We start from the raw sequence: 22,544 nt of genomic DNA on the forward strand, positions 1-22,544 counted from the left end.
CTAAAGATATTGTTGTTTCCATAGTTTTTTATAGAGGGAGTTCGCGAACCTCTCCCGCGCGGTGCACGGAATTTCTTCTTTCATTGACACAGCTTATTGTAACATATTGTATACTAGCGTAAAAATTTCTGATTTTTCCGCTATTTATCATTTCATTTCTTTCATTTTATAGTATGATTAATTTAATATAAGAAGAGAGGAGGCATCCCACTGAAATCCTTTATTATTTATCTCTTTTTAAATATATTATTCATCCTGATTACAATGCTCGTATATCATTTATTTTGGAATCAAAAAGGGAAACGCTCTCCTAAATTAAATTCAGCTATATTCATTGTACTCTGTTGCCTCGCTACCGTACTCTGTATTACATTTGCAGCAAAAACAAATAATGGTTTTCAATTTGATATGCGCCATATTGTATTAATTGTCGGTACATTAACGGGAGGGCCTATTGCTGGTGGTTCTATCTTAGTTGTATTAAACATATATCGCTTATTATTAGGTGGGATCGGTGTTTTCCCATCTCTTATCGGTTCTGTTCTTCTATTTATTGTTCTACTATTAACATATAAATTTTTCAATCGAACTTCTAATCGTATAAAAATAACACTTGCTATTATCTACAGTCTCACATACGGATTTAGTTGGATACCCTTCTTCCTTTCAAAGGTTACAAATAAGACTGATTATATACCGCATATTATTGTGTATGAGTTATGTTCAATGCTTGGTACGATTCTAATTTTATATTTACTACACATATTACAAACTCAAGTTCGTCTCCAAAACGAACTTATAAATGCTGAAAAATTTCATTTAATTGGTGAAATGGCAGCGTCTATCTCTCATGAAATTCGCAATCCATTAACTTCAACAAAAGGGTTTTTACAACTGTTACAATCAGATACATGCACTGAGCAGGAACGAAAATTATATATCGACATTGCCATTAACGGCATTGAACAAGCAAATCATGTTCTTACAGATTATTTAACCTTTGCTAAACCAAGCATTGAAAAAGAACAAACATTACAGTTAGAAGAAGAATTACTACATGCATTGTCGTTAATTACACCGCTTGCTAATTTAACAAATGTACGTACTCATTATATAAAGCAAAGCACTTCTTTTTTTATCGCTGGAGAAAAGCAAAAACTAAATCAATGTTTATTAAATATTTTTAAAAATTGCATTGAGGCTATGCCAAAAGGCGGTGATCTTTATTTCACATTAGTTCCTGATCATAAGCATATTCAGTTATACATAAAAGATACAGGAGTCGGTATGGATTCAGAACAAGTAAAACGTCTTGGCTCGCCTTTCTATTCAACGAAAGAAAAAGGCACTGGACTTGGAATGATGGTCGTATTCAGTGTTGTTCAAGCTATGAATGGAAAAATTGATATTATAAGTGAAAAAGGAATCGGTACAACCTTTTTATTAACTTTTCCACTCATACAAAAAACGTGATGAAATAATCATCACGTTTTTTCTGTTCCTTCAACTAATTCAGCAAAAGCTTTCACTTTTCCGTGCGGTTGTTGATTTTCTTTACGCGCTTTCCAGGCGCGCTCTTCTTCTCGCTTCTTCTTAGACATATTTTTTCAACTCCTTCTTTTCTTTCTCCATGTAGTATTCCAAAATAAGAAAGAAAACTATGCACGTATCAAAAAAAGAAGTGGTTTCCCACTTCTTCCACTTTAGCGCTGCAAAATTGCATGTTTCGCCTCTTTTAATTGCGTAAGATGTCTTTGTTCATGCAAATCAAGAAATTGAACCCATTGATACAAATTCAGATCATTAAAAACAGGATGCTTTAATCCATTTTCAAATAGATCTTTTTCATCTATAACACTATGAAGCGCATGTAATAGTTCTTGTCGTGAATGTTCTAGTAATTGAATTCCTTGCTGTTTTTTCATTAAAGTTTCTGTTGGTTGCATTTGCTGAGGAGCTTCTCGTTTATGTGTGCGATCAAGCGTAAGTTGGAGGTCTTTAAATGGAGTCATGTTTCTTTCATTTTTTTGTAAAGCATATACAAGGGCAGACGTGACAGATTGTTCAACTAAATGCAAGTGGTGTAAAATTTGAATAATACTCCATTTATCACGGCGTGGCTTTACATTCACTTCTGTATCATTTAACATTTCAATTTCTGATAATAGCGTGCTTCGAGTAGACTGTAATGAGCTTACTAAACTTTCTAAACTCACATCCATATTAGATTGAAGCATACTTCTTTCCCCCCTTTTTGTTGGTGAAAAGAGGTGCTCCTTATTAGAAACACCTCTTTAGTATTCTGAATTTTCTTTTATTATCTCATCATTTTCCCATTATGTCGATGTTAAACATGTGAAAAAAAGCGCATGTTTTTTACAATTTTGTGTCGTCAATCGCATGTAACCATGCTTCAATTTCTGTAATAACACTTTTCACACAGCCTTCAGCAAATGGTGATGTTAAATTTGCAACTTCTACTAATTCTAAGAACGATTTACTTCCACCTTGTTGGCACAGATTCACATAATCTTCCCATGCCTCTTGTCTATTATCTCTTGCACGTTTCCAAAATTGTAGCGCACAAATTTGAGCAAGCGTGTAATCAATATAATAGAAAGGTGAGCTATAAATATGCCCTTGACGTTGCCAAAAACCACCGCGCTCTAAATAATCATTATCCTCATAATCACGATGCGGTAAATATTTCTTCTCTATGTTACGCCATGCTGTCTTACGCTCTTCAGGTGATGCTTCAGGATTTTCATATACATAATGTTGATATTCATCAACAGATACACCATAAGGTAAAAACAGAAGTGCTGAACTTAAGTGAGAGAAGTAATATTTATCTGCATCTTCTTCAAAGAATAGCTTCATCCATGGCCATGTAAAGAATTCCATACTCATAGAGTGGATTTCACATGCCTCATATGTTGGCCAATTATATTCTGGAATTTCAAATTTACGACTTTCATATACTTGGAAAGCATGACCTGCTTCATGTGTTAATACATCAATGTCACCAGATGTTCCATTGAAGTTTGAGAAAATAAACGGCGCTTTATAATTCTCAATATATGTACAATATCCGCCACCAGCTTTTCCTTTTTTCGCAACTAAATCTAATAAATCGTTATCTAGCATGAAATTGAAAAATTCATCTGTTTCAGCCGATAACTCTTTATACATCGTCTTTCCATGATCAACAATCCAATCCGCATCTCCTTTTGGAGTTGGGTTACCTGTAGCAAACTCAAAGTTTTCGTCGTAATAAGCTAACTTCTCTACACCGATACGTGCTTGTTGTCGCTTTCTTAATTCCGTTGTAACGGGAACGATATAATCCAGCACTTGCTGACGGTAATTAGCCACCATCTCCGCATTATAATCTGTACGGTACATTCTTGCATATCCAAGTTCAACAAAGGTTTTGAAACCTAAAGATTTTGCGATTTTCGTTCTCACTTTAACAAGCTCATCATAAATACGATCTAGTTCTTCCTCATTTCCAGCTAAAAATCCGTAGTATGCTTCACTTGCTGCTTTACGTTCGCTTCTTTCTTTTCCTTGCATAAACGGAATCAATTGCGATAACGTTCTTTCTTCTCCAGCAAAGTCAATTTTTGCGGATGCTAATAACTGTGTATATTGCGACGATAATTTATTTTCTAATTGTAAATCTTTCACGACTTCATCTGAATATGTTTTTAAATCACATTCTGCTAGAGCAAATAATTGTTTTCCATAATACGCCTCTAATTCTTCACGAAATGGAGAATTAATAAGTGCCTTATAATATTTTGTACCATATCCTTGTACAACTGGAGAGTATTCATCAAAGAAATCCTGCTCCTCCTTATAAAAAGTATCCGTCGTATCAACAGAATGGCGAATGTAACAAAGGTTTCCCATTGTCCCAAAATCGTTGCGAATTTCATTAATTGAATGAATGACTTGTTTTTGTTCTTCTACAGTTTTTGCGTTATCAAACTTCTCTAAAGCAACAGTAAATTTCTCTTTTAACTCTTCAATATTTGGGCGTTTATATTCATAGTCTTTAAATGACATGAACGAGCCTCCTCTCCATTACATACCTTTATTATAATTCAATACGTATTCTCGAATTCCCTCTTAATTTTCAACAAAATTCGGCAGTGACTACTCTGAGTTCATTGCAAATAAAAAAGCCCTGGATTTATTTATCCAAAGCTCCTTTGGAACATATTATTATTTTTCATACTTCCCAATTTTTTTTAATAGATCAAGTAATTCATCTTTTTCATCTTTCGTTAACATTTCAAAAGACTGATGTATAACTTTCTCATGCCCCGGAAAAATAGAAGCGATAAAGTTCTCGCCAGACTCAGTTAATTGCGCGTAAATAACACGTCTGTCATTCGGACATGGGATTCTCTTTACTAATCCCTTTTTCTCCAGCTTATCTACAACATATGTAATGCTGCCACTGGCTATTAAAATGCGCTCACCAATTTGCTGGAGTGGTTGACCGCCTTTATGATATAGCAGTTCTAATACAGCAAATTCAGTTGGATTTAACCCGTTACTTTGTATAGATTTATTTGTAGTATCCATAACAGAACGATGTACACGAGATAATGCAATAAATACTTTTAAAGATTGAGAAATATCTTCTCGTTCATTATTTGATGTCATACAACTTTCAACCCTTCACTTAAATTCTCACCAATAAAAAGAAAATGCCACTTCATACTTCATGTGAATTCCGAATGAGCATTCACTCATCCATTTCCTCTCCCCTAATATATTAAGAATCATTCTTGAATAAAAACATGACAATTTTAACATAGTTTATATATAATGATAATAAAAAAAGAAGGAGTACCACATTTGAAAGTCAAATTCCAAAGCATAATTATATATATATTGCTTGTTATCCTACCGACAATAGGGATTGGTGCTACATTTTATTCGTATCATACATATAAAATGAAACAGGAAAACAAATTATCCGCTCATACAGTTCTCTTTTTATATAGAGATTATTTAGATCATCATCTTGGTGAAGCAATTTCTGCTTTAGACATGCTTGCAAAAGTTGTAGGCACCGAGACTGGTAATATAAACGGCATTAAACAAATTGTACATGATACAGATGGGAACGATGCACGCTTTTCTGGTTTATATTACGCTACACCAGAAGCGGTCATTACAATCGCATCTGAAGATGAATCAAAGCCTATAGATGTTTCAGACCGTAAATATATTCAAGACGTGCTACAAACTAAAAAAACCACTGTATCATCAGTCATTACTGATCGCGTTCTTGGACATAAAGCTATTATGATCGCTACCCCCATATTCAATAAACAGAAAGAGCTCTCAGGATTATTATTAGCTAGTTTACGCTTTGATTACATTTCATCTTCTTTAAATGCCATTAAACCACAATACCATTTTGAGGTAACTGATAAACATGATGTAGTGTTTCTAACCGATGATAATAACGACACAAGTGATACGCATTCTAATATGCTTACTACCCCACTCCAAAGATTAAATTGGAAGGTCTCTGTTTCTCCATTACCTATTCATCAGAAAACCTTATACCAGTGGGTTGCAATAGAGTGTATCGCTACTTTATTTTTAATGTCTATTTTATTTTTACTTGCTCAATATATATTGTTAAAACGTCAAACAAAACTTGAAAGACAACAAAACGAACTACAGAAAATTGAATTAGTTGGAACTTTTGCAGCAAGTACAGCACACGAAATCCGTAATCCTCTTACTGGAATTAAAGGACTCGTCGCTCTATTAAAAGAGAAATATAAAGATGAACAAGATCAGTTCTACTTTTCCGTAATTGAACAAGAAATAGAGCGAATCAATGAAATTGTAAGTGAATTTCTTATTCTCGGAAAGCCAACCGCCATCATCGAACAAACATATGATGTAAGAACAATTCTAAATGAGGTAGCATTAATTATTCAATCTGAGGCGAATTTACATAACATTGTATTCCATTTACATTTGCCAGACCATCCTGTTCATATCCGTTGTTCGAAAGACCATATGAAACAAGTGGTTTTAAACATTACAAAAAATGCAATTGAGGCTATGACTTCTAATGATACACTAACCATTGTAGTAAAAAACAATGAAACACATGCACAATTGCAGATTATAGATACTGGGAAAGGGATTCCACAACATATTCAAAAACACCTCTTTCATCCGTTCTTTACTAATAAAGATACTGGAACAGGTCTTGGACTTGTCATATGTAAACGAATTGTAGAGATGTATAATGGGCATATTTTTATTGACAGTACAGAAAACGAAGGAACGACAGTTCATATCGAAATTCCGTTACACATAGTATAATTATCCTTATCCTATAAGGGTAATTATACTTATTTCATAAAACCAGCGACAAGCATTCGCCAAAAATTATTTGATTTTCCTTCATACCCGATTTGGAAAATAGGTATTTTTATAATTGAAAACCATTTCGGTGTTTGTTTTTCTTTATAACACTGATATTGTAAAATAAGCTTGTCCAATTCTTGACTAACTTGAATTGTCTCCTTACTATTTAGCCCACTTGTTAATCCTAGTTGAATCATTTCTTCACGTTTCATATGAATATCACGTGAAAGCTTTTCTAATGTGTACTTCCTTTTTACAGTAAACATCCATATCCCCCTTATTATACTTCCATGCTCTCAAGTTCACTTCTCCATTGACTTTTTTAACTACTTAATCATATGCAAATTTGAAGAATCAGAAAATTTAACATTTTCTCCCTGTAATTTACAAATCTTTACCCTCACTTTGAGAATTATTACAAATTATTCTATCTTTGTAAATACATTCGCAATAATAGACATTTTTTTCATCTTCTTTTTTTACAAATTCTACGTAAACCGGGGATTCTTAATTTTCCACCTACTTTTCTTCGACATTTTTTGTTTAATTTATATAAAAAAGCAAAACATAATGATGATTGATAAAGTGAAACTTTCATCAGTGTTTTTTGTTCAGCCCCACTGATTATTAGCATTCACCAATCAAGCGTTTATTGACAGTGAATCTCCCACCTATCCAGCCCAATGTTGAGGTGGGAGTCTTACTACCCACAAATAGCGGGATAACAAGAGAAAGGAAATATTTATATGCGAAAATATACGATTGCATTATTCATCATTGTTTTGTTTTTACCGTCCTTCTTATTTCCTATTCAAGCAACTGCTCATACGAATAAAGTTGCTATTGTCATTGATGATTTCGGCAATAATATGAAGGGGACTAATCAAATGTTGTCACTTCCAATTCCACTAACTGTTGCTGTTATGCCTTTTCTTCCTTCCACAAAAGAAGATGCAATAGCTGCCCATAAAAAAGGTCATGAAGTTATTATACATATGCCAATGGAACCTATTAAAGGTAAAAAAGAATGGCTTGGACCAAAAGCCATTACAACCGATTTAAGCGATGAAGAAATAAACAACCGACTTGAACAAGCAATTCAAGAAGTTCCGCATGCAATTGGAATGAACAATCATATGGGGTCAAAAGTAACAGCAGATGAAAGAATTGTTCGCCTTATACTTGCTGCTTGTAAAAAACACGGTTTATTTTACTTAGATAGTAAAACAAATCCTAATAGTGTCGTCCCAAAAATCGGAAAAGAATTAGGAGTTCCTATTATTGAAAACCAACTATTTTTTGATGATGTGTATACAGCAGGACATATTTCAAAACAAGCCCAATTACTCATCAAAAAAATTCAAGAAAAGCCTATTATGGTAGCTATCGGGCATGTGGGCCCCCCAGGTGAAATTACATCACGCGTTATTGAAACTTCTATCCCTAAAATTCGTGAGCATGCAGACTTTATTTTTTTATCTGATCTAGCATTATCCCCGCCTCCTGTTTCAAAATAAAGTTCATTACTCACATATAACCAGCCCTCACCAATCGGGCTTTTACGGGAAGCCCCCCATTGCTTTCACTGAATTTTGAGGTGGGGATCTTACCGCCCACAAATAACGGGACAAAAAAGTACCTATCTGTATATAACAGATAGGTACTTTTCTTTTTAACTTAAATATAATCTACATGACTCACTCTGAATCCTTTTTTCTCTATTTTTCCGATTAATTGCTTTAATCTTGTTTCATCTAACTCATCTGATATATTTACAATAACCCGACGGATATATTGATCACCGTTATCGAGTGTAAACAAACCACCGATATTATATGCTTTTAACAATGTCCCAAGCTCTTTAATCGTCCCCTTACAATCTTGTGTTGCAATTGTTAATATATAACCACCTGTTCGCATACCAAATGAATCTTCAATAACATCAAATATATTCGAATGCGTTAACATACCGACAAATTCATTATAATCATTTAGCACGGCTAAAAACGGAAGCCGACGAATTACATAAAAGGCTCTGAAGAAGGAATCCTTTTCAAAAATAAATGCATCGGAATTGTCAAGCATATCTCCTGCACTTACATGATCTAATCCGCTATTGCATTTTTTTTCTAATAAATCTACTTTATAAATAATCCCCGTGAATTTCTTCTCATCTTCTGCTAATACCGGGATGGCTCGAAATCCCGTTTCGTTCATCATTTGCAGTGCCTCTTCACCAGAATCATTTATTTTGCAAAATGTTACTTGCTGCTTTGGCAGAAAATGATATTTAACTCGCAAAATATGTTCCTCCTTACATGTCAACATGTAATCTATATATAATAAGGAGACCTATATTTTATGAGTGAAATTATTTTTAAAACGCTTTCATTTATTTATTAACTTGTATCCATATCACATACATTTTTATATAACAGAGCTCCTTGCGCCCTTAATCATTAATAACTTTACATGATAGTTCATTAAATATTCTATACCCTCTAGCCATTTTTTCGATTCTTCTGGCGTTTTCCCCCACACAATCATGCCATAATTATGAACAAGAACTACTCCTCCACCTTCAATGAAATTCGGAACATTACTTTCTAATAAATCAGCGAATTTTTTTTCATCTTCTACAATTGGAATTGTCATTTCTGTTATACCTTCTTTTCCGAAAACACGCTCCACACTGCGTTTATCGAACGTTACTTCTCCTTCTTCTCCATATAACTCTGATATTAAATGACTATCTACAGTCTGCACTTGTAAAATACATCCTGCACTACTTTTTTTATAAATATCTGCATGCATAAATGACTCTGCAGCTGGTTTTTCTTCATTTTCAAATACTGACTCGCACATGCAATTTACGACAATAAAATCTTCTTCCGAAAATAGCCCTTTATCTCTTCCCTCAATATTTACTAAGAATGTTAACGGCTCTTTTGACGTACATAGCGATAAACTAATTTTGGTACCATAAAACCAATCACGAAGTGCCAATTCAGATTTCACATCTTTTAATTCATTCCATTTCTTCAGAAAAAATAACATTTCGTCACCCCCGGCATAATATTCATATAAGGTTCGAATCCTTTCTATGTAAAAGGAATATTTTTTGATTATTCTAAAAATTTAATTGAATTATCACATGAGAACGCTTTTTTGTCAATATAGTTTCGTGGTTCTTCTTTAAAATAGGCTATTCATATGTCTATACTTCTATCTATTGCCTATTTCATTTTGCACATAAAAAAATAAGCTATTCTTTAATTAAAGAATAGCTTATTTTCCTCATTTTTTATCCCGCTATTTGCCGGACAGTAAGACCCCCACTGATTAAAGTTTCACCTTATTTCCTTATTGCATTATATAAAAACTGTGCGTATTGTTCACGTGTTACGAAATTATCTCCTAAAAAGTTCCCTTCCCCGTCACCTTTTGATATTTTATTATCTACTAAAGCTTTCACATATCCTTTCGCCCAATGGCCATTTGGTATATCTTTAAAGTTCTCTGCACTATTTTCATTTTCTTTTAACTGAAATACTCTTTGTAGTACTACTGACATTTCATATCGAGTTAATACTCCATCTGGACGGAATGTATCATTTCCATACCCTGTCATAATACCAGCTTGAACTACTGCATCAATAGCCGTTTCATACATATTTCCTTTCGTATCTGTAAATGTCGTTTTTGGTTTTAGATTATTTTCTAATTTTAAGTACCTTTGTATTAGAAGTGCTACTTGTCCACGAGTAATGTTATCCCCAAATCCAAATTCACCATTTCCATAGCCTATAAATAACTTTTCTTTCGCTAAGTAATTAATTGCTTCTTCTGACCAATGTCCTTTTGGTACATCTTTAAATTCTACCACTTCTGTTTTCTCATCTTCTTTAGATGTATTACCGTCTTTACTTTCTACTACATTTTGAATAACAGATCCTGTAAAGAAGATTCCTGTATCCGCGAATGGATCTTTCACACCAAATTCATATACTTTCTCACCTGGTGTACTCCATTTCACTACACCATTACTATATGTACCGTTATCGCTCTTCAGACGGATTTTCGTAGAAACCTCACCATCTTTTTCATATATAGGTACTTTTACTTCTTTATTTACTTCTGTTTCCTCTAAAAATACTTTTTGATTTTGGACATTAATATAAGCCGTCTTACTTAGTTCTATAACTGGTCGGACATCACGGATTTCATTTGCAACAAAACTTAGAAATACTAATTTTTTCAAATTGCTCACTGGTGATAAGTCTGAAATATAATTCGCTTCTAAATCAAGCTTTTGTAAGTTTACTAGACTTGATAATGGCGTAATATCCTTTAACTCATTGTTAGGTAAGTGTAATTGTTTTAACTGTGTCATCTTACTTAGAGGAGTAACATCTTTTATTTCATTTTTCCCGATCCACAATTCTTCTAATTGCTTCATTTGCTCAATGCCGGATAAATCTTTAACTTTATTACGTGTTAATACTAAGTCTGTTAAAGGTAATGAATATAACGCTTTAATATCTTCAATTTGATTACCTGCTAAAGTTAAGTATGTTACATTTTTCAAAGCGCTTAATGGAGCAACGTTCGTAATTTTATTATTTGCTAAATTCAAGTAATCTAGTTGTTCCATTTTCGCTAATGCTGTTACATCTTCTATTTGGTTGCCTGATAGATATAAACTTTTTACATTTTTCATTTCAGTTAGTGGTGTAACGTTTGTAATTTTATTATTACTTAAATCAAGAGATTCTAAATTATCCATCTTAACAAGTGGCGTTACATCTGCAAATTCATTACCACGCAAAGCTAAATGATTTAATTGCTTTAAGTTCGCAAAGAACGACGGGTCTTTTATCTTCGCATTCGCAACTGTTAAAGATTTTAAATTTGGCATATATTTTAATGCACTATAATCAAGTATCTCATTTGTATTTAAAAATAAATCCTTTACTTGTAATAACTCTTCTTTCGTAATTGGTGTATTTAAATCTTTTCTATTAAATACTTTTTTATTCACAAGTTCTCTTAATTTGTTATCTGTTATCATATTTTGATTATCAACTGGATTATCCGTTTCCGTATTGCCTGAATTAGAGTTATCATCTGGTTTCTCTGTTTCTTTGTTACCTACAGTTGGATCTTTAATTTCAAATTGAACTTGATATTTGTGATCATATCCAATAGCTGGAATAAGTATATGCATTTGCATATTGTGCTTCTTCTCAAACTCGCCAATTTCAAATTGGACTACTTTCGTTCCGTTCTTCCTCTTATCTTCTGACAAAACCTTCACATCATGAAATACACCAGGCTGGTTTCTATCTTCTATTCTAAGATATTGAAAATAATCGCTATCTTGCATTGTTACAGTGACAATTTTTTTACCAGCTGCAATCGTTACTTTAGGATCTTTTATATATTGAGAAACCATAGATGGCTCGTCTTTTTGGTCCTTATATATTTTAATTTCAGTATCATACGTGCGATCACTCGCTGCTGCTACCGATTGATTTGCTTCAACTTTTAATGCCGCTAATGCTGGAGTAGAATACGTAGCAAATGGAATTGCTAATGTTGTCGCTACTACTAGCGCCTTCATATAATTTTTTTTCAAAATAATATCCCCTATCATATACAATTTTTATAATTGATAACCCTTATCAATTACCTACAAATAAATGATAATGAATATCATTATCATTGTCAATGAGAATATTACATTAAATTTATATTTTTAAAGATAAAAAATAAAAAGCCCTTTATTCAAAGGGCTTTTTTACCTATCGTATGAAGAATTTCACTTTTTTCCTTCTCATTGATGACACCAATTTTTTGCAAAATATTCGCGTACAATACAAGTTTATTATATATTCGTTCTGACATGTTCTCCCTTCTTTCCTTCGACCAACTTTTTTTGTATTGGTAAATTATATGAAAGAGATGAGAAAATGTGTCCACTTTTTGCATAAATGCAAATCTTTTATTTTACGATTTGCAGACAATAAAACTCCCTCCTAAAAATTAGGCGGGAGTTTAGGTACTTTCACTTTATTTAACAAACTGTCCACTGAATATTATGCTTCATAAGTTCTTCTTCAAAACTATATGGCATTTTTTTATCACAAATTACATGTTGAATACGTGAAAATGCTGCTATACGATAATTCCCTTTCACGCCTACCTTCGTATGATCACATAAAATATATGTTTTCTCAGCTAATTTCATCATCGCCTCTGACAATTTCGCTTTCTCTAATTCAAAGCTGGAAACTCCAAAGCTAGGTAATAACCCATCAATCGAAACGAACGCTTTATGAAAATGGAATTGCTGTATTACTTGCTGAGAAATAGACCCTGATACACGCGAATGCTTTGGAGATACTTTTCCACCTATAAATAAAACTTCACCGTGAAACATCTTTTTATTAATAGAAGAAATTAATTGTGTTGCGACTGGAAATGAACTTGTTACAATCGTTAAGTTTTTACGATGAACAAGGTATGGAACCATTTGAAGCGGTGTACTTCCATCATCAATTGCAATGACATCACCATCTTCTACAAATGTCGCTGCTTTATAACCAATTCTTTTCTTCTCTTCTATATGTAGCATTTCTCTTTCTAACATTGGCGCCTCTACCCCAGCGCCTGGAAGTTGAACAGCTCCACCATACACTTTTTTCAGCTTCTTTTCACGATCTAATTCTTCTAAATATCGACGAATCGTTTCTGTTGATACAGCAAATTCTCTCGCTAATTCTGAAACCTTTACTTTTCCTTTAAATTCTACCTTTTCAAGAATGGTTCGCTTTCTTTCTTCTCCTACTACAGACATAGATTCACCTCATTTATATCTCCCTCATAAGCTTCCTTGCTTATACAAAGTTATAATTTTCTTTGTAAGTAGAAACTTCTTCATGAATATGAATACCGCGCTTTGCTAGTTCATCAAAAATTAATTGTGGATTTTCAAAAGCTTCTTCAGGCGTAACAACACCCACCCTATTTACATTTCCAGTTGCAATTAACTCTGCAGCAATCCCAAATGGAATACCGACGTTTCTCGTATACGCCCTTAATTTTTCCCATCCTACAACAGAACCATCAGATAACGGATGTGTATGATATAACACATGTCTTTGCTTCTCATTATTTTTCATACCTATTACTTCTACATGAAGTGCATAACCATAAAGCTCTGTTTCTTGTCCTTCTTTCGATTGCAATAAATACTGCGAAATACAATCCATAATGCCTATTTCTTTCCCGTTTATTTCAATCTGATCATTACGCAATATGCCGTAATCATATAAAGCACGTACAAGTTGCATATTTTGCTTCGGCCAAGTCCCTCTCGTCTCTATCAGTTTGACACCTTTATTTTCTAGTGCCTTTGCTAACGTAATCGTTTCAGAATGCGGAATGATATACTGCGTTTCCTTACCATAAGGCGCTGGCAATTCTATTTCTCTCGGACGCGCAAACGGAAGTACTTGTTTAAATTCACCATCTTCATACACTGTACGCGATGGTAAATCTGGATCATATTCATATGTCGTTGTCTCTGTAATTGAAGCAGAAAAAGCAATCGGACGATACGAACCGTGACTTACGCGGACAGACTCTACAGTATCCAGTTGATTTGCTGCATGCATTGCCATCATTTGCGTTACACCTGGCGTCATGCCAAACCCAGGCAAACATGTTTTTTCATTTTGAACAAATATAGCATGCGATTCATTTTCTTCACCAAATCCATTTAGGTTCACACCGTGGCAGCCTGCTTCTGCAATACAGCGAGTCGACAATCCGTTTAGCTTTATCGTCGTACCGTCCATTACAATGTCGTAACCTTTCATTTTTGCAACCGTATCCTCGTGATTCGTTACATCTACTTTTACAAAATCAACACGAGGATCGTTGAGCCATTCTACTACTTTACAGCCCTCTTCCTCGTTAAAATCGGCTACAGTAATCGTCTCAAAAGATGAAAATTGAACTAAATCCAAAATAGCTTCACGACAAATTTTACCTGCTCCACCTAAACAAAATACTTTCACCCAATAACAGCTCCTTTAGCAATACTATCAACTAAGCGATTAATATCTTCTTCATGTACATCACCTATATTTCCAATCCGGAACGTATCTACTTTCGAAATTTTCCCAGGGTAAATAACAAATCCATAGCATTTTAATTCGTTATATAACTGTTGAAACTCGAACTCCCCTTTTGGATAAATGAAAGATGTAATAATAGGAGATTGATATTTCTCATCTACTAGTGGCTTAAATCCGATTTCTCCCATTCTATTCACTAGTAGTTTTTGATTGTTGTAATATCGATTGTAACGCGCTCTTACTCCACCCTCTTTTTCTAGTTCAAGTAGTGCTTGATAAAAAGCATGTACAACATGTGTAGGTGAAGTAAAACGCCATTTCCCATTTTGTTTTTCCATCGTTTCCCATTGATCATATAAATCAAGAGATAAAGAGCGTCCTTGCCCTTTACACTTCAATAATTCATCACGTTTTGCGATTACAAATCCGAATCCAGGAACCCCTTGAATACACTTATTCGCACTACTAATTAAAAAATCAATTTGTAAATCAGCAATGTCTATTTCAATCCCGCCGAAACTACTCATCGCATCAACAATTGTAACCTTTCCATACTGCTTTCCTAATTTACATACATCTACAATTGGATTTATAATGCCTGTCGTTGTTTCACAATGAACAACTGCAATATGCGTAATATCTTTATCTTCTTCCAATAACTTTTCTACTTCTACAATATTAGTAGGTTCCCACTCTTCTGTTTGGCTGACCACTACATCAATCTGTAACATCTCTGCCATTTGTACAATGCGCTTACCGTACGCACCATTTGTACAAACGAGAAGCTTCCCATTTCTCGGAATAACAGAACCAATTACTGCTTCAACTGAAAACGTACCGCTTCCTTGCATTAACACTGTTGTATATTTCTCTTCTTCCTTCGTCGCTAACGATACAAGTTTAGCTCTTACTTCTTGCACCATCGTATTATATTCAACATCCCACGTACACCAATCGTATAGCATAACTTCTTTTACTGATTTTGTTGTCGTTAATGGTCCTGGTGTTAATAATAAGTAGTGATTTTCATTCATGATCCCGTACCCCTTTTATGAAATAATAAGTTCTTGTTTCTCGATATGTTCCATTACGTTTTCGAGCTCCTGCATCGTTTCAATCGTAAAATGAGCCCCATTTTCAACAAACCGATTACGAACTATTTCTATTTTTTCACGAAGCTCTACCGAATCCATACTCTCCACTTCCTCTTCCGTTAAACCGAGCTCACTACTTCCAAGAATTACACCAACTGTCCACATTCCAGCATTTCTACCTTCTTTCATATCTGATACTGTGTCCCCTACTTTTATCATATGGTTCATCGGATACACACCAAGTTCCATTGCATTTTTATAGCACATCCATGGGTATGGGCGGCCTGCTGGAACATCATCTGGCGTAACAAGAAAATCAGGTTTATATCCTTGTAACGCTGCTTCCTTTGCTACAATATCCATCATTTCTCTCGTATAACCAGTTGTTGAACCGATTTTAATGCCTCTCTTACGTAAAGAAGCGATTACTTCTTTTACCCCATCAATCGGCTTAGCATAATTTGGCAAAATAGAAAAGAGAATTTCTTCAAACTCTTCATACATCTCATGAATGTCTGCTTCTGTTGGTAAGTGACCAAAGACACGCTTCCACTCATCCGCAATACGAGGCATTTCTGTTAGTGCCCTTACATGATCTATTTTTAATAATCCCATTGGCTTACGTGCTTCTTCTGCTGTAATTTCAACGCCGCGTTTATGAAAAATCTTCATGAATACTTCTAGTGGTGCAAAGCATCCGTAATCAACCGTCGTACCTGCCCAATCAAAAATAACTGCTTCAATTTTCATTCTGTCCATCACCCTTCTTACTTATCTTTTTTGCCATTGTGAAGTTCGGTTACGAAGTGCTTTCGTTCCCCATTCATATACAACTCTCACTACAATATTTGTAACAACAATAAGTACACTCATTGCAGCTGCTGGCGCTACATTTCCTGCATCATCCATATTTACGATTGATACGGCAGCTAGTTTAAAATCAGCTGCATATAGGAACACAACTGCCGATACAGTTACCATTGAATTTACGAAGTAGTACATTACCATTTCTAAAATTGCTGGTAAACACATTGGTACTGTTACTCGGAAGAATGTTTTATAAAACGGAATACCCATCGACTGCGAAACAAGCTCAAACTCTCGGTCTAATTTCTTTAAGGCAGTCGTTGCCGTGACAAATGTTACAGAATAAAAATGAATGATATTTACTAGTACTAATACAGCGATTGTTCCGTATAAAGAATGAAACGGATTCGTTACTGATAGTCCAAGAATTTGAATCGTTGGTTGACTAAAGAAAAAGACATATCCTAATCCGAGTACTAAACCTGGTATCGCTAACGGCACTATAGAGAAAAAGTAACCTGTTTTTCTAAAAAATTGTAGCTGGTCTATTTTCTCAATTGCATATGCGAATACAAATGTTAAGATCGCCCCAATAACTGCTGTAACTGCTGAAACAATTACGCTATTTTTAAATGCTTCAAGTCCATCTCCTGTTAAACTGGAAAAATTAAAATGCTCAAATGTAAAACTCATATTATATGGCCATACTTTCACACTTGCAGCAATACCAACTGCAACAAATAATAGAATGATCATAAGGGTAATCACACTACAATATATGAATGAGATTACATCTCTTTTCTTATTAGCTATTATTCTGTATGGTACTGCTTTTGAAGATAAGAAATTCGCCTGCTTTCTTTGCGTAATACGATCAACTACAAATGCGAATATAGCTGGGATTAATAAAATCATTCCGACAGTTGCACCCATCGGCATATTTTGCTGTCCAATTACTTGTTTGTATACGTCAGTAGCAAGCACATTATATTGCCCACCAACAATTTTTGGTGCCCCAAAATCAGTAAAACTAAGTGTAAACACAACAAACATTGCACTAATTAATCCGTACTTTACACTAGGTAAAGTAACCGTGAAAAATTGCTTTGTTTTACTGGCTCCTAACATATTAGAAGCTTCATATAAACGATAATCAGATCCTTGAAAGGCAATTAGCAATATGAGAAAGGCTTGCGGAAATGTATACATAACTTCAGCTATTACAATTCCTATTGGTCCATATAAAGGGATTTGTATACCTTCAAATAAACCAAACATTCCTTTCGTTACTAGCCCTTGATTACCAAATAAATATGTAAGTGCTATACCGTGCATCATCGTTGGTGCAAACAATGGTAATAACGCTACATACTGAAATACGCGCTTTCCAAAAACATTCGTACGGGCAATTGCATATGCGTAAACGAATGCGATTGCAACTGAAATCATTGTTGTTGCGCCCGAAATCCATACTGTATTTTGTAAAGACTGAACTAAAGTTGGTGTTGTGAAATATTTACTGAAATTCGCTAAACCAATGAAAACTCCATCTTTATTATAAAAAGCTTGTGTAAATAGTTGTAATAGCGGTAATACAAGTATGATAAGGAAGGAAAGAATCATACCGATAATTACGAGCCTTTGGATCCATTCCTCTTTCCCTATACTTCTCTTAATCTTTTTTTTCGTACTTTCTACCTTATAGTTTTCTAACATCTCCATCTATACAATGACCTTCTTTCCATATGACAACATATGATTTTCTGAGAAAGAGATTTGAATCGGCTTTCCTTTTCTAATAGCCGTTGCTTCTACTTCTGATGCTAATATATCCACTACAATTTTCTCATTATAAAGGTGTGTGTTTTCTTCTACGACTCGCACTTCCGTCCGATATACAGATCCGCGAAATTCCATACTTTCCACAACTGTTTTAATACCGTCCTTTTGTACAATTGTTACATGTTCAGGACGAATTGCATGTTCTTCGTTATTTTTCGAAAAGAAATTAATAGAACCAATAAAATCTGCCACAAACGGATTGGCTGGTCTTTGATAAATCTCCTCTGGTGTTCCAATCTGCATAATTTCCGCATGATTCATTACAACAATTTTATCAGCCATCGTTAATGCCTCTTCTTGATCATGCGTTACCATAATCGTCGTTATTCCTATTTTCTCTTGCAAATCACGCATTTCCCTACGTAATTTTTCACGCACTTTTGCATCTAAAGCTGATAACGGCTCATCGAGTAACAAAATATCTGGAGACAGAGCGAGCGCACGTGCAAGTGCTACTCGCTGCTGTTGTCCACCAGACATTTGAGCAGGATATTTATCTTTTACATTCAGCAAATCTACAAGTTTTAACGCATCTAGCGCTTTCTCTTTCACTTCTGCTTTCCCATATTTTTTTGTCTTTAAGCCGTATTCAATATTTTCAAGTGCTGTTAAATTCGGAAATAAAGCATACGATTGGAAAACCATTCCGAAGTTTCTCTTTCCAGGAGGCAATGCTGTAATATCTTTTCCATTCACAGCTATACTGCCAGTCGTTGGTTCCTCTAGTCCCGCTAAAATGCGAAGCAACGTCGTTTTCCCACAGCCACTCGGGCCTAATAAACAAACAAACTCATTTTTGTTCACAGTAAAAGAAATATCTTTTAACGCTGTAAATGCATCAAACTGTTTTTGAATGTGTTGAATTGATAAATATTCGCTCATTTTTCTCTCTCCCACTCACTTACTTTTTCGGTTCTGCTTTTTGGCCAAACTCTTTTTCCCATTTTTCTAAGATTTTGTCACGATTTTCTGCTGCCCATTTAAAGTCATTCTTTTTATATAATTTTTCAGTAACATCTTTCGGGAATCCCTCTGGAAGTTTATAATCATTTTTAATTGTCGCAAATCCATTTTTCTCAAAGTATAACTTCATTACATCATCAGTAATTGCCCAATCTAAAAATGCTTGTGCTAATTTATCATTTTTCGCATTATCTTTCTTAATAAGTGCGTTCGCTTCTACTTCCCACCCTAATCCTTCTTTCGGCAGTACAACTTCAACTGGTGCACCTTTTTGTTTCTCTTTTAAAGCACTATAAACCATTGATACACCGACTGGATATTCACCTGCTCCTGCTAATTTCGCTGGTTTTGATCCTGAATGCGTATAACTTGCCATATTATCATGAAGTTTCTTCATGTAATCCCAGCCTTTATCTTCACCCATGATTTGTAGCCATGCAGAAACTGTTAAAAATCCTGTTCCAGATGATGCTGGATGTGGCATAACAAGTGTTCCTTTATACTCTGGTTTCGTTAAATCTTCATATGATTCTGGCATCGGTAAATTTTTCTTCTTTAACTCTTCTTTATTTACAGCAATCCCCGTCATAAATGCAGTATTTCCTACCCATTTTTCAGGTTGCTTATCATCTTTAAATTGTGGAAGAACACGATCTGCTCCTTTTGGAGAGTATCCTTTTAACATATCTTTTTTATCTAAAGCTAATAGACTTGATGCCGCAGTTCCCCATACAACATCTGCTTGTGTATTTTTCCCTTCAGCTAGCAATTTCGCAGTAATAACTCCTGTTGAATCACGTACAATGTTCAATTTCACATCAGGATATTTCTTTTTAAAGGAATCAAGATAAATTGGTACAAGCTCTTCTTCAATTGCTGTGTAAACAGTTAATGATCCAGATAATTTGTCATCTTTCACTTTCGCTCCAGCACTTTCTTCCTTCTTTGCACCACACCCCATTAATAACGAAAATACCATTCCAGTCGCTACAGCTTTAAAGATTGTTTTTTTCACTGTTTCTCTCTCCTTTTACAAATCTTATGTACAACTCAAATATAAACAACTAGTGTAAAAGCAGTATTAAACCAACATTAATCTTTTGTTTGTTGTTTGTTTTTGTGTAATACGTTGCTACTTCTATGTTTTTTCGCATTTTTCTGCTAATAGAAAACACTAAATTTACAAATAATTAAAAAAACCTTTATAATCCCACAAAAAAATGAGGCGTTTGTAAAAAACGCCTCATTTTTGTTTCCCTTTTTTTGAATTACGATTAGCATACTTTGCGCTATTTTCTCCTTCATACTCTAATGCAAATTCTGCATCTGGTAAGCTTTCTTTCGGAGTTTTATTATTATTGATTGCCGCATTTTGTTTCACTTTTCTTTTTACCAATACATTCACCTGCTCTCAAGAAATCACTTTCTACTCTAGTTTGAAACAACTTAAAATAATTATTACTGGCAAGTGTTAACAAGTACATAAGGGGCGTTAGATGGAAATACTACATATGAAGAAATCATTATAAAAAGGAGCGATAATTTTGAAGAAAAAAGAAAAGATTCAATCACCAATTTTAGACGAAACGCTCCCGCATCAAATGAATTTTCCATCTTTTAAAGGAACAGGAAAAACGATGCAACAACCTTTTGTGAATCAATATAATGTTGTAATTGGAGACAGTAAATATAATTCCGAGAACAGTCCGCTTAACAATTGGAGTGATGAAGTAGATCCTGCCATTATGGCTGGCGATGAGTGGATCCATCCGACAAATGATATTGGGTGGATTTCAGAAGAAAATCAAGAGTTACTAAAAAACGAAGTGGATAATAAAAATGAAGCTTTTATGCATCCACAATTTGGTATTAACGACTAAAAAACCATTCTACCTAACGTAGGTAGAATGGTTTCATACTATCCAATAATAATCCGCTCTTTCGGGTATTTATAGCGAGGTGGTTGTTCCCTTCCACCACTAGCTAAAATAAATGTTAAAATACCAACGCGTCCGATAAACATAAGCACAATGAGTACAAGTTTCCCAACAGTTGTTAAATCAGGCGTAACACCTGTTGATAGTCCCGTCGTTCCGAAAGCAGAACAAACTTCAACAATTAAGCTCATAAGCGGTACATTTTCCGTAATAGATAAAATGAATAGCGCAGTAGCACATAACAAAATCCCCATCGTCATAACGACAGATGCTTTTAGTACATCCTCTTCATGTAGCTGACGTTTGAAGACTCTAACTGTTCTACCGCCCCTTGCAAAGGTGTATAGTGACAATATACTAACAGCAAATGTAGTTGTACGTATTCCGCCCCCAACCGAACTTGGAGATGCCCCTATAAACATTAATATACTCATAAATAAAAGCGTCGGTTGTGACAATTCACGTATATCCATCGTAGCAAGTCCACCACTTCGCGTCGTCACAGATTGGAATAATGTATAAAATACCGTTTCATGCCATGACTTTCCTACTAAAAAGTGATTTCTCTCCAGTAAAAAAATCATAATTGTACCAACAACAACGAGTGCAAAAAATGTTGTTGTCGTCAATTTTGTAAATAATGAAAAACGAAATAATTGTTGTCCTCTTTTACTAAGGAATTGCTTCACTTCCATTAGCACAGGGAAACCAATCGCCCCTAAAATAATTAGTAACATATGAATCATTTGAACAATATAATCTTTTTTATACGGAATTAACGATTGTCCTGTTAAATCAAATCCACCGTTCGTAGTCGCACTAACTGCTGCAAAGAAACCGTGAAAATAAGCTTCTTGCCAAGTCGGAAAGTAAAGTAAAAATCTTGTACCTAATAGGATTGCTCCAATAAGTTCTATCGAAATAATTACAATTAAAATAGAACGCATCAATTCTACAAGACCCGATAAATTTCCTTGATTATGGTCTGCCATAATTAATCTTCTTCTTTGCAAACCAATCTTTTTCCCCGTAATGATCCAAACAAATGTACCAAGCGCCATAATTCCTAAGCCGCCTAATTGTAAAATAAGGGCTAAAACAATAATTCCTGCTGTAGTAAACGTATCTGAAATCGTAATAACAGACAGCCCCGTAACACTTACCGCACTAACCGATGTAAAAAGGGCATCTATAAATGTCCATTTCACACCAGGTTTCGTAACAAACGGTAAACTAAGCAAGATTACCGATACAACTACTGCTAATAAATAAAATAAAACAATGAGTTGTACTGGACGTAATTTTTGTAAAAACTTTTTTATATCTCTCATTCCATCACTTCG

21 protein-coding genes and 1 riboswitch are annotated in these 22,544 nt (G+C 34.5%); of the genes, 4 read left to right on the forward strand and 17 right to left on the reverse strand.

The genetic code is table 11. From position 1 onward, the window contains the following. Window positions 1-14 precede the first annotated feature (14 nt). A riboswitch (PreQ1 riboswitch) is annotated at window positions 15-58 on the reverse strand. A 206-nt stretch (window positions 59-264) separates the two neighbouring features. Further along, on the forward strand, window positions 265-1,473 hold the full coding sequence (gene kinB, locus BUA87_RS10850) for a sporulation sensor histidine kinase KinB (RefSeq protein WP_071714546.1): 1,209 nt from the start codon (window positions 265-267) through the stop codon (window positions 1,471-1,473). Between the two features lie 11 nt (window positions 1,474-1,484). Here the strand turns inward: kinB and BUA87_RS31795 are convergent, their stop codons facing one another. From BUA87_RS31795 to BUA87_RS10865, 4 genes are all read right to left on the reverse strand, one after another. Then, window positions 1,485-1,601, reverse strand: a complete 117-nt coding sequence (locus tag BUA87_RS31795; protein ID WP_000038355.1) for a DUF6254 family protein — start codon at window positions 1,599-1,601, stop codon at window positions 1,485-1,487. Between the two features lie 102 nt (window positions 1,602-1,703). After that, on the reverse strand, window positions 1,704-2,237 hold the full coding sequence (locus BUA87_RS10855; RefSeq protein WP_000941977.1) for a DinB family protein: 534 nt from the start codon (window positions 2,235-2,237) through the stop codon (window positions 1,704-1,706). A 139-nt stretch (window positions 2,238-2,376) separates the two neighbouring features. Beyond that, a complete protein-coding gene (locus BUA87_RS10860) occupies window positions 2,377-4,071 on the reverse strand; it encodes a M3 family oligoendopeptidase (RefSeq protein ID WP_000008582.1) in 1,695 nt (564 codons plus the stop codon). Between the two features lie 159 nt (window positions 4,072-4,230). After that, window positions 4,231-4,677 carry a MarR family winged helix-turn-helix transcriptional regulator gene (locus tag BUA87_RS10865; RefSeq protein ID WP_000203336.1) on the reverse strand — a complete coding sequence of 149 codons (447 nt, stop codon included), beginning with the start codon at window positions 4,675-4,677 and terminating at the stop codon, window positions 4,231-4,233. A 195-nt stretch (window positions 4,678-4,872) separates the two neighbouring features. On the opposite strand from BUA87_RS10865, the gene BUA87_RS10870 reads away from it, so the two are divergent. After that, the gene (locus BUA87_RS10870) at window positions 4,873-6,369 is read left to right on the forward strand and encodes a DUF3149 domain-containing protein (RefSeq protein ID WP_000865050.1); all 1,497 of its coding nucleotides are present in this window, start codon (window positions 4,873-4,875) and stop codon (window positions 6,367-6,369) included. Window positions 6,370-6,398: 29 nt separating this feature from the next. Here BUA87_RS10870 and BUA87_RS10875 read toward each other — a convergent pair whose 3' ends face one another. Then, window positions 6,399-6,680, reverse strand: coding sequence for an aspartyl-phosphate phosphatase Spo0E family protein (locus BUA87_RS10875; protein WP_000495527.1), 282 nt, complete (start codon window positions 6,678-6,680; stop codon window positions 6,399-6,401). A gap of 480 nt (window positions 6,681-7,160) precedes the next feature. On the opposite strand from BUA87_RS10875, the gene BUA87_RS10880 reads away from it, so the two are divergent. Beyond that, window positions 7,161-7,931: a divergent polysaccharide deacetylase family protein gene (locus BUA87_RS10880; RefSeq protein WP_001234112.1), complete on the forward strand. Its 771-nt coding sequence runs from the start codon at window positions 7,161-7,163 to the stop codon at window positions 7,929-7,931. 160 nt (window positions 7,932-8,091) lie between these two features. On the opposite strand, the gene cbpA is transcribed toward BUA87_RS10880, so the two are convergent. The 11 genes from cbpA to BUA87_RS31300 all read right to left on the reverse strand — a co-directional run bounded on the left by cbpA (window position 8,092) and on the right by BUA87_RS31300 (window position 20,660). Continuing rightward, the gene (cbpA, locus tag BUA87_RS10885) at window positions 8,092-8,715 is read right to left on the reverse strand and encodes a cyclic di-AMP binding protein CbpA (RefSeq protein ID WP_001264204.1); all 624 of its coding nucleotides are present in this window, start codon (window positions 8,713-8,715) and stop codon (window positions 8,092-8,094) included. 126 nt (window positions 8,716-8,841) lie between these two features. Continuing rightward, complete coding sequence (locus BUA87_RS10890; protein ID WP_000895987.1) at window positions 8,842-9,471, reverse strand: class II aldolase/adducin family protein; 630 nt, start codon at window positions 9,469-9,471, stop codon at window positions 8,842-8,844. Window positions 9,472-9,769: 298 nt separating this feature from the next. Next, window positions 9,770-12,070 (reverse strand): NEAT domain-containing leucine-rich repeat protein, encoded by a 2,301-nt coding sequence (locus BUA87_RS10895; protein WP_033657457.1) that lies wholly within the window; start codon window positions 12,068-12,070, stop codon window positions 9,770-9,772. A 420-nt stretch (window positions 12,071-12,490) separates the two neighbouring features. After that, window positions 12,491-13,273 carry a DeoR/GlpR family DNA-binding transcription regulator gene (locus BUA87_RS10900; RefSeq protein WP_000117666.1) on the reverse strand — a complete coding sequence of 261 codons (783 nt, stop codon included), beginning with the start codon at window positions 13,271-13,273 and terminating at the stop codon, window positions 12,491-12,493. Window positions 13,274-13,313: 40 nt separating this feature from the next. After that, window positions 13,314-14,498: a saccharopine dehydrogenase family protein gene (locus BUA87_RS10905; RefSeq protein ID WP_025118330.1), complete on the reverse strand. Its 1,185-nt coding sequence runs from the start codon at window positions 14,496-14,498 to the stop codon at window positions 13,314-13,316. Next, window positions 14,495-15,592: a 2-aminoethylphosphonate--pyruvate transaminase gene (gene phnW, locus BUA87_RS10910; protein WP_061660523.1), complete on the reverse strand. Its 1,098-nt coding sequence runs from the start codon at window positions 15,590-15,592 to the stop codon at window positions 14,495-14,497. The genes BUA87_RS10905 and phnW overlap by 4 nt, the downstream gene beginning before the upstream one ends. A gap of 15 nt (window positions 15,593-15,607) precedes the next feature. Beyond that, complete coding sequence (phnX, locus tag BUA87_RS10915) at window positions 15,608-16,402, reverse strand: phosphonoacetaldehyde hydrolase (RefSeq protein WP_000687381.1); 795 nt, start codon at window positions 16,400-16,402, stop codon at window positions 15,608-15,610. Between the two features lie 21 nt (window positions 16,403-16,423). Next, window positions 16,424-18,181, reverse strand: coding sequence for a putative 2-aminoethylphosphonate ABC transporter permease subunit (locus tag BUA87_RS10920; protein WP_000425531.1), 1,758 nt, complete (start codon window positions 18,179-18,181; stop codon window positions 16,424-16,426). Beyond that, on the reverse strand, window positions 18,182-19,183 hold the full coding sequence (locus tag BUA87_RS10925; protein ID WP_000006196.1) for a putative 2-aminoethylphosphonate ABC transporter ATP-binding protein: 1,002 nt from the start codon (window positions 19,181-19,183) through the stop codon (window positions 18,182-18,184). Between the two features lie 19 nt (window positions 19,184-19,202). Next, on the reverse strand, window positions 19,203-20,279 hold the full coding sequence (locus BUA87_RS10930) for a putative 2-aminoethylphosphonate ABC transporter substrate-binding protein (RefSeq protein WP_000750893.1): 1,077 nt from the start codon (window positions 20,277-20,279) through the stop codon (window positions 19,203-19,205). A 228-nt stretch (window positions 20,280-20,507) separates the two neighbouring features. Next, entirely contained in the window at window positions 20,508-20,660 is a 153-nt protein-coding gene (locus BUA87_RS31300) for a hypothetical protein (protein ID WP_000240799.1), read from the reverse strand. Between the two features lie 148 nt (window positions 20,661-20,808). Between BUA87_RS31300 and BUA87_RS10940 the strand changes: the two genes are divergently transcribed. Next, the gene (locus tag BUA87_RS10940; protein WP_000726028.1) at window positions 20,809-21,144 is read left to right on the forward strand and encodes a DUF3905 domain-containing protein; all 336 of its coding nucleotides are present in this window, start codon (window positions 20,809-20,811) and stop codon (window positions 21,142-21,144) included. A gap of 38 nt (window positions 21,145-21,182) precedes the next feature. Here BUA87_RS10940 and BUA87_RS10945 read toward each other — a convergent pair whose 3' ends face one another. Further along, the gene (locus BUA87_RS10945; RefSeq protein WP_001204706.1) at window positions 21,183-22,532 is read right to left on the reverse strand and encodes a TrkH family potassium uptake protein; all 1,350 of its coding nucleotides are present in this window, start codon (window positions 22,530-22,532) and stop codon (window positions 21,183-21,185) included. Window positions 22,533-22,544 lie beyond the last annotated feature (12 nt).

The sequence above is a fragment of the Bacillus sp. bc15 genome, assembly GCF_900142585.1.
GTDB lineage: Bacteria > Bacillota > Bacilli > Bacillales > Bacillaceae_G > Bacillus_A > Bacillus_A cereus.

Bases quoted from the DNA above. Each gene is read 5' to 3' on its own strand.
- BUA87_RS10875 (WP_000495527.1), bottom strand. From the start codon at position 6,680: ATGTTTACTGTAAAAAGGAAGTACACATTAGAAAAGCTTTCACGTGAT.
- kinB (WP_071714546.1), top strand. From the start codon at position 265: ATGCTCGTATATCATTTATTTTGGAATCAAAAAGGGAAACGCTCTCCT.
- phnX (WP_000687381.1), bottom strand. From the start codon at position 16,402: ATGAAAATTGAAGCAGTTATTTTTGATTGGGCAGGTACGACGGTTGAT.
- BUA87_RS10865 (WP_000203336.1), bottom strand. From the start codon at position 4,677: ATGACATCAAATAATGAACGAGAAGATATTTCTCAATCTTTAAAAGTA.
- BUA87_RS10920 (WP_000425531.1), bottom strand. From the start codon at position 18,181: ATGGAGATGTTAGAAAACTATAAGGTAGAAAGTACGAAAAAAAAGATT.
- BUA87_RS10890 (WP_000895987.1), bottom strand. From the start codon at position 9,471: ATGTTATTTTTTCTGAAGAAATGGAATGAATTAAAAGATGTGAAATCT.
- BUA87_RS10880 (WP_001234112.1), top strand. From the start codon at position 7,161: ATGCGAAAATATACGATTGCATTATTCATCATTGTTTTGTTTTTACCG.
- BUA87_RS10945 (WP_001204706.1), bottom strand. From the start codon at position 22,532: ATGAGAGATATAAAAAAGTTTTTACAAAAATTACGTCCAGTACAACTC.
- BUA87_RS10895 (WP_033657457.1), bottom strand. From the start codon at position 12,070: ATGATAGGGGATATTATTTTGAAAAAAAATTATATGAAGGCGCTAGTA.
- BUA87_RS10900 (WP_000117666.1), bottom strand. From the start codon at position 13,273: ATGTCTGTAGTAGGAGAAGAAAGAAAGCGAACCATTCTTGAAAAGGTA.
- BUA87_RS10925 (WP_000006196.1), bottom strand. From the start codon at position 19,183: ATGAGCGAATATTTATCAATTCAACACATTCAAAAACAGTTTGATGCA.
- phnW (WP_061660523.1), bottom strand. From the start codon at position 15,592: ATGAATGAAAATCACTACTTATTATTAACACCAGGACCATTAACGACA.
- BUA87_RS10860 (WP_000008582.1), bottom strand. From the start codon at position 4,071: ATGTCATTTAAAGACTATGAATATAAACGCCCAAATATTGAAGAGTTA.
- BUA87_RS10855 (WP_000941977.1), bottom strand. From the start codon at position 2,237: ATGCTTCAATCTAATATGGATGTGAGTTTAGAAAGTTTAGTAAGCTCA.
- BUA87_RS31795 (WP_000038355.1), bottom strand. From the start codon at position 1,601: ATGTCTAAGAAGAAGCGAGAAGAAGAGCGCGCCTGGAAAGCGCGTAAA.